Here is a 230-nt window from a genome sequence, read left to right as displayed (position 1 = left end):
ATCAAACGATTAATGCAAGTTATTCTTGCATTCGTGTATTAAAAAATACTTGCATCAGCCTACCTTATGCAATAATATCTTGCATTAGCACTGGATTAAGTGGTTTTGGATTAAGTAGAAGTTCATTCGATAACACTAAATTTAACCAACTTCTTACTTTTACTCTTTATGACAAATCGATTAATAAAGGCTTAGATGATTATGGCTGATGATAAGAGCAAAGGCACACA

Annotated in this window: 1 protein-coding gene; it reads left to right on the top strand. The window is 31.7% G+C overall.

Features of this window, described 5'->3' with window-relative positions; genetic code table 11:
* Positions 1-209: hypothetical protein (locus AAEZ03_RS29150; RefSeq protein WP_350583503.1), on the top strand; the 209-nt coding region annotated here is incomplete at its 5' end.
* Between the last annotated feature and the right edge of the window lie 21 nt (positions 210-230).

Origin of the sequence: Pseudomonas sp. HY2-MNA-CIBAN-0224, from assembly GCF_040310285.1 — a bacterium.
Taxonomy (GTDB): Bacteria; Pseudomonadota; Gammaproteobacteria; order Pseudomonadales; family Pseudomonadaceae; genus Aquipseudomonas; species Aquipseudomonas helleri.
The sequence above is the reverse complement of the archived record's forward strand: the minus strand, read 5'-3'. Positions and strand labels throughout refer to the sequence as shown.